The following is a 7229-nucleotide window of genomic DNA, read 5'->3' on the forward strand; positions in this document are numbered from 1 at the left end:
ATTTTCTTAAATTGACAGCATTGGTATCATACTATAGTTATTTTAATTGCATGAAATTCATATATCTCTGTTTTCATTTTTATAAATGTTAATTAGAATTTTACCCATTTGTTCTATTAATCCAACGACCAATGCGTTTCCCATACAGAAATATCTGAATCTTTCAGTCATGTCTGTATTTGTCCAATTATCTTCAAATCCGTTTATTCTTTCTGATTCTAATGGTGTTAATACTCTTAATCTTTTAGTTTTAGGGTCTTCAACAACATGGGAGCTTCTATTAACTGTGGATTCACTTGTTAACATGGTTCTTGCGGGTGTATCGGTGCAGTCTGGAAAAGATAAGTTTCCTTCAGCAAACACATATTCATGTCCTTCTTTACTGATTCTATTGATTTTTTTTGCTGCTTTAGCTTTTTTAAATTTTTCTAATTTGTTAGGGTCTGTGTCAATATAATATTTTTCATCAACATCACTATCTAATATGTCTTTTAGTTTTATATATTCTCCATTATAGTTTGGAAATGTTTGTTCTGTGTAGATTTTCTTTTTGGACATTATTCCTGAGTTTTCAAAGTTAAAATCGAAATTATCTGAAACATCTGCAATGCTACCATATTCTATATATGTTGAATTTTTTCTTATTTTTTGTTTAATAGGTTTTCTTAATATTGGAAATTCATTTTGAAAAAAACCTTTTTTATGAATGTATTCATATGGTTTTTCAATGTTTAAATTCTTTGCATATTTTGAATCATTTTTAAAGGCAAATATGAATATTCTTCTTCTTTTTTGAGGATAACCATATTCTGCTGCATTTATTACTCTCCATTCAACAGAATAATCTGCTTCATTAAAACATGATAACATAACTCCAAAGTCTCGACCTCTTTGTGATGCTGGAGACTTTAGTAGTCTATCAACATTTTCTAATAAAACGAATGTTGGCTTTTTTGTTTTTAATATTTCATATATTTCCCACCAAAGAACTCCTTTTATTCCTTCTATTCCTTTTGCACCAGTTCTTGCAACTGAATAATCTTGACAAGGAAATCCTCCCACTAATAGTTCATGGTTAGGTATTTCATTTTTATCGATTGTGCAGATATCCTTATTTATATGAGAATCTTTTTTTCCAAAGTGTTCTATATAACAATCAAATGCATGTTGGGTTTTTCTACTTGGTTCCCATTGATTTGCCCAGACAAAATCGAATTTATCTGATGTTCTTTCCAATCCTAGTCGAAAACCACCAACACCTGCAAATAATTCAACAACTTTCATTTTATTAACTATCTCCTTAATTATACTTATACTAATATGTATACATTAGGTATATATAAAGTTTACTATATGTATACATAATAAATTCATTTTTCCTTTGTTTTGTCTAATAATCTTAAAATAATGTTTTCATAGCTTTCTCCCTTTGTTAAAGCTAAATTTTTTAGTTTTATTTTAGTAGACATAGTTAATCGTATACTACTGCTCTCTGAAGAATCATTATCTTTGCTCATACTTACCAATTTTCCATTTTGACTTCTATGTATATTCAATATATACACTAAGCATATATAAAGTTTACTTTCATTGAAAACTAGTGATTTTTTCATATACTAATAAATAAAGAAACATTTAAATTATTATATAATATATTTTTTAGGAGAAAACTATGAAGTTCAAAACAGAGCAGGAATTGTTAGATTTTACTAAAAATATTGAAGGAAAAAAATTTAAGGAAATTGATAAGAAAAATTTACTAAAAGAAATTCCTAATGATAAAGGACTTTTAGGTAAAATAGTTGAATATGGTTTTTACGGATATGAACCTAATAATAATCCAAAATCCGATTTTGAAGAACTTGGAATAGAGTTGAAAGTTTCAGGTTACAGAAAAAATAAAAAAGGGGACTTCTCTGCAAAAGAACGATTGGTTCTAAGTATGATTGATTATAATCAAATAATCTATGAAGATTTTCTTCAAAGTCAATTTTGGTCTAAAAATAAAAAGTTATTGATAATTTGGTATGAGTTTGAGGAAAAGTTCAAAAAAGATAAGGGGGAATTTAGAATCGATTATTATCAGCTTTATGACATGAAAAAAGATGTGAATGTTATTAAAAATGACTTTGATACTATAAGAGATAAAGTCATCAAAGAAAAAGCTGATGAACTTGGGGGAAGAACACCAACCACATATTTAGGAGCTTGTAAAAAGGGGAAAAAGGGAACTGATATTAAAAAATACTCAAATAAAAATTTAGAAGCTGCTCCAAGAGCATTTGAATTGAAAAATTCATTCATGACTGCAATTTTGAGGAACTTTTTAGAGTCTCATAAGTCAAATAAACTGACAACAGATAAAGTTTCACCATACGAATATGTTTATTCGAAAATTGAACCATATTTTGGAGAAAATCAGTTAGAAATAGCTAAAAAATTAGAAATTCCAATTGAGGCTATACCTAAAAATATTAATAAACAAATTTCAAATAAGATTATCGGAACTGACAAATTTTTAAATGAAAGGTACGATATTTTTGAGAAAACATATTATGCTATAAAGAATGTCCCTGTTGATAACAATATGGAATTATTAGAGCGTTTATCCTTTAGAAATCTTAAATTAGAAGAGTTTGAAAGTGATTGGGAAGATTCTATTTGGAAAAGTTATTTTGAGGATGTTATAATAATATTAATTCTATATCAAGGAAGTAAGGGTTCTAAAAATGGTGAAAGGATTCTTAAGGATGTCAAAGAAATAACTTTCACAGAAGATGATTTAAAATCCTTTGAAAATGCATATGAAATGATACAAAAAACAATTGAAACTCAAAATATTGAAAATCTACCGGTTCCTGAAAAATCATACCCTCTCGTAATAGCTCCAAGAGGTAAAAAGGGAGATAATGCATATGGAACTTTTTTAGATAAAAATGAGACTAAAACATGCTTCATGTTAAGTAAAGATTTCGTTAATGATAAGCTAAAATATTCATAACAACAGTTTTCTTTACTTATTTGTTTTAAATTTTAATTTAAGAGGTACTGTTAAAAATTAATGATATTTTAAAAAAAGTACTTTAAAATAATTCAATAGTAAACTATGTTAAATATTACAAGATTACAATAAACCTATTCAAAATAATTAATTTTAGGGAATCATATATTATTTTTTTATAACTTATTGATTGAAATTATACAAAACGATTAGTTATAAATATTTTATCTATTTTTAATATCTTTATTATAGAATCATTTAGAATAGAATTTCTTATTAAAGATTTTTTTTTATGATGAATAAACTTAAAAAATTATTTTTAAAAAATAAAAAATTTTAAGTATATGGATTAATATAATATCTTATGAAATATAGTTCATTATGAAAAAATATTTTATTATGAAAAATATTTGGGTATGATTATTATGGTAATTACAACAAAAATATATAATAAATTTCAAACAGTAATTCCTAAGGAAATAAGAAAAAAGCTAAACATCACCGAAGATCATTTGGTTGAATGGTATTTAGATGAAAGGGGGGAAGTTAAGCTAAAATTCATTGAAAACTTAAATTTTGAAGATATGGCTGGGATATTTAAATCAGATGAACTTACTGATGCTGTAAAACTTAAAAAACGATCACAAAGAGGTAAGAAATGATTTTTGCTGATTCGAGTTTTCTAATTGCATACTTCAATGAAAACGACCAATGGCATAAACAATCCTTAAAAGTAGCTATGCTAATTAAAAATAGAGAAAAAGTCATTTCTAATTTAATAATTTCTGAAACTGTAACTAACATTGGAAGTCTACTTAGAGGTAAAGCAGGCAATATTACCTATAATCATTTAATTAAAAATTATCATGTCATATATGATAATAAAATTAGATCAAATAATGCAATGAAAATTTATTTAAAATATGATGGTGGTTTATCTTTAGCCGACTCTCTATCAATTCAAATAATGAATGAACAAAATATTACAGAAATAGCTTCTTTTGACTCAGACTTCGATAAAGTTAAAAAATCCAAAGGATTTTTTAATCTTAGAAGATCTTCGATTTTCTAAGCTGAAGAAAATTCGAAGAATTTTTCCTTAACTTAGGATATATTCGTTTTTCATCTTATTTTAAAAAATTTATTTTTAACTTTTCTCATAACCTTATTAGGGGATTTTTTTCTCACTTTATCTTTATCAATTACTTCGCAGATGATTCCATAGCTATTTATTTCATAGACTTTACAATAACCAATATTTCCGATCTTATCATAAATTCTACCTGCACTCATGGTTCCTTTAATAATAGTGTTATAAGAATTAGCTACATAGGCTAGTTTTTTCCCAGAAAAATCTTCTATTCTAATAGCTTCAGAGTCATACTCATTATCTTCTTCTTTGATTAATTTAAAATACTTAGTATCTTCAAAAGGTTTCATTCCATCATAGAAATGGTAACCTGTAACTGTAAAAGTGATTTTGTTCATGTTATTCTCCAATTTAATTATATATTATTTTTATCACAATCTTTTAAAAGATCTTACATGTTCTAAAAGAGAATTTCTTTTTAATCACATTTGCATTGATTTAAAGAAATGATTAGGAATAAGTGAAATAGTATCATTTGATTAACATTTTAATAATAATGTCATTTATTTAGCTTTTACTAATAAATAATGAATAAAAAGAATTTATTAATTTTCAGTAGTTCTAAATTAAATTGCTTTTATCATTAGATATATCAATAAATTTAAAAATTAGAATCATATTATTTATATTAATTAGTTATAATGATTGAATTTATTTTTAAAATAAATGATTAATATGATGTTATATTTTGGCTAGTATATTTGCAGATATGGTATAAAAATATCTGTATATCTTATTTATAAAAATTAATACTTAATTTGGAAGAGAAATTCTTTTTAAATAACTAATCCTCTCTTAATGCTTCTTACATAATTTATTTCTATGATATGTTTTTAGTGGTTTTTACATAGTTTATTTCTATGATATGTTTTTAGTGGTTTTTACATAGTTTATTTCTATGATATGTTTTTAGTGGTTTTTACATAGTTTATTTCTATGATATTTGAAGCTTAATATGATATTTAAAGTAGAAATATACTATCCTATTTCAATGGACCTTGGACTTCTTCCCATTTCTAAAATGAATTTATTTACACGCTCAATCATATTACAATAATTCTCACGAGGTATTGTAATGTTACAAATTTGAGCATATTCTGGCATTTCACCAGTTGTATTTCTAATTTCAATTATTTCGTTTACCATTTCTCTATATTCGTCTAGTGTTAGATATGTCATAAAAACATCACTTCATAAAAACATCGTCATGATAATATTATTCCTGGCCTTCATGTAATATGTTTAAAATTATTACAATTTCTTATATATAAAGTATTCTATTAATTCATTATAAATAACCTATTCAATAACTACTTTTATTATAAATAATCTATTCAATAGCCAATTTCTAAAATATATAATGAAGAATTAGAATATTTCCTTAATTGGAATTGTTAGTAATAATTAAAATTAACAGATTTCTAATATAGGTTTTCTATTCATTTAAGTTATCTGTTCTCTAAGATTATGTTTTAAATAAGCTATAGGTAAGCTATTTGTTTATTTGTTAAGTTATATTTTTATAATAGCTTATTTACAAGATTAATTATTCCTTAATCTGAACAGAAGCTCCTGTATCAAAAGGATTTGTACGAATAGCTAAAGAAAACATGTAGGGATAATTGTTTTTCAAATAATAAAGATGATTTAACCATTCGTAAACAAGATTGAAATAAACTCTATCGATATCTGCAATTAAATGCATTAAATCAGTTTCTGGAATATTTTCATTTAGATCTCTTCTTTCTAACTCTTCATCAAGATGGAAAATAGCTAATAAAAGATCTGAGAATGTTTCTTTTTCTAATAAATTTGGATTTTCTAACATTCTAATTAAGAAATCTCTTTTTCCTTTTAAAAGATTTTGTAACCCATTTAAAAAGGATTCTTTTTTCCCATCTGGAATCATTAAATCAAATTCATAATCTGACTTTCTTATTCTCTTTAAAAGCTTTGAAAATTTTTTGCTATCTATTTTTTCAAGTTCTAAAAGTAATTCATCAATTCTAGAATTGTTTTTGTCTATTTTACTAAAATTATTTAAAAGTTCTGTGCCTATTTCTGAAAAGAATACATTCATGAGCATATCTAATTTTTCAACCATAGTTTCTTTTTCTTTTTTGTTGATAACACTTTCCACAACCAAAACCACAATTAAGATATCTAATGGAACAAATGCCATATCAATGAGTATGTAAAAGATAACTTTTTGAACATCATGAAAATAAGCATAAGCTATCAAATAGAGTAACGCAGATGATACAAGCAGAAGTAAAGCTAGTTTTATTTTCCAATTGAAATTGATTTCCATTTTATTACCTTCATGATTTAGTAGCAGTTATAATAGCTATTGGATTTTGGGCAATCATCATGGTGCCTCTTTCCATTATTTTACCTTTTGATACATTAATTTCCACAATTTCTACCTTAAAACCTGAATTTTTAACTTTAGTAATAGCTTGAATTTTTGTATCAATTAAAATAGCAGTAATTATGATTTTTCCATTTTTGTTTAATTTAGAGTTTATTGAGTCTATCATATCCTCAAGATCATTGTTACTACCGCCAATAATAGCTATATCTACATTTTTGACATATTTTAGACTTTCTTCTGAATTTAAAAAAGATAATGCATCATCTTCAATGAGTTTGACCTTCTTGCTTAGATTGAACTTTTCAAGGTTTTGAGATGTAATATTTATGGCTCTTGGATTTTTATCAATAGCTATCACTTCTTTACATTTTTCTGCTAATGTAGATGTGATTCCTCCAGTCCCACAACCAATTTCAAGAACAATATCTTCTGAAGAAACCTCACTTTTACACTTAATTAAACACCTTATTTCTTCTTTTGTTGGTCCTGGAACCTCATCAGATTTGATAAATTCATAATCTTTAATCAATTAACTACCTCTACAGAAATTAAATTAATGTGATGCTTTATATTCATCTTTATTTATTCAGGTTTATTATTATTTTTTTTATTAATTTTATTAATTTTTTTTATTAATTTTATTAATTTTAATAGTTTTTTATTAATTTTATTAATTTTATTAATTTTTTTTATTAATTTTATTA

Annotated in this window: 9 protein-coding genes; 3 read left to right on the plus strand and 6 right to left on the minus strand. The window is 24.8% G+C overall.

What is annotated here, in order from left to right; genetic code table 11:
- Positions 1-57 precede the first annotated feature (57 nt).
- Both dcm and MBCUT_RS10400 read right to left on the minus strand, forming a co-directional pair.
- Positions 58-1284 (minus strand): DNA (cytosine-5-)-methyltransferase, encoded by a 1227-nt coding sequence (dcm, locus tag MBCUT_RS10395; protein ID WP_067260831.1) that lies wholly within the window; start codon positions 1282-1284, stop codon positions 58-60.
- Between the two features lie 86 nt (positions 1285-1370).
- Entirely contained in the window at positions 1371-1517 is a 147-nt protein-coding gene (locus MBCUT_RS10400; RefSeq protein WP_169805446.1) for a hypothetical protein, read from the minus strand.
- 155 nt (positions 1518-1672) lie between these two features.
- Between MBCUT_RS10400 and MBCUT_RS10405 the strand changes: the two genes are divergently transcribed.
- The 3 genes from MBCUT_RS10405 (at position 1673) to MBCUT_RS10415 (ending at position 4073) form a co-directional block, all read left to right on the plus strand.
- Positions 1673-3001, plus strand: coding sequence for a Sau3AI family type II restriction endonuclease (locus MBCUT_RS10405; protein WP_067260835.1), 1329 nt, complete (start codon positions 1673-1675; stop codon positions 2999-3001).
- Between the two features lie 425 nt (positions 3002-3426).
- Entirely contained in the window at positions 3427-3663 is a 237-nt protein-coding gene (locus tag MBCUT_RS10410) for an AbrB/MazE/SpoVT family DNA-binding domain-containing protein (protein WP_169805447.1), read from the plus strand.
- The gene (locus MBCUT_RS10415; protein WP_067260838.1) at positions 3660-4073 is read left to right on the plus strand and encodes a type II toxin-antitoxin system VapC family toxin; all 414 of its coding nucleotides are present in this window, start codon (positions 3660-3662) and stop codon (positions 4071-4073) included. Before MBCUT_RS10410 ends, MBCUT_RS10415 begins: the two co-directional genes overlap by 4 nt.
- 50 nt (positions 4074-4123) lie before the next feature.
- On the opposite strand, the gene MBCUT_RS10420 is transcribed toward MBCUT_RS10415, so the two are convergent.
- From MBCUT_RS10420 to cbiT, 4 genes are all read right to left on the minus strand, one after another.
- Entirely contained in the window at positions 4124-4489 is a 366-nt protein-coding gene (locus tag MBCUT_RS10420) for an HIRAN domain-containing protein (RefSeq protein WP_067260839.1), read from the minus strand.
- Between the two features lie 640 nt (positions 4490-5129).
- Entirely contained in the window at positions 5130-5330 is a 201-nt protein-coding gene (locus MBCUT_RS10425; RefSeq protein ID WP_067260841.1) for a pseudomurein-binding repeat-containing protein, read from the minus strand.
- A 367-nt stretch (positions 5331-5697) separates the two neighbouring features.
- Positions 5698-6462: a hypothetical protein gene (locus MBCUT_RS10430; protein WP_067260844.1), complete on the minus strand. Its 765-nt coding sequence runs from the start codon at positions 6460-6462 to the stop codon at positions 5698-5700.
- Positions 6463-6472: 10 nt separating this feature from the next.
- A complete protein-coding gene (cbiT, locus tag MBCUT_RS10435; RefSeq protein ID WP_067260847.1) occupies positions 6473-7054 on the minus strand; it encodes a precorrin-6Y C5,15-methyltransferase (decarboxylating) subunit CbiT in 582 nt (193 codons plus the stop codon).
- Between the last annotated feature and the right edge of the window lie 175 nt (positions 7055-7229).

Source organism: Methanobrevibacter cuticularis (assembly GCF_001639285.1).
In the GTDB taxonomy this organism is placed as follows: domain Archaea; phylum Methanobacteriota; class Methanobacteria; order Methanobacteriales; family Methanobacteriaceae; genus Methanobaculum; species Methanobaculum cuticulare.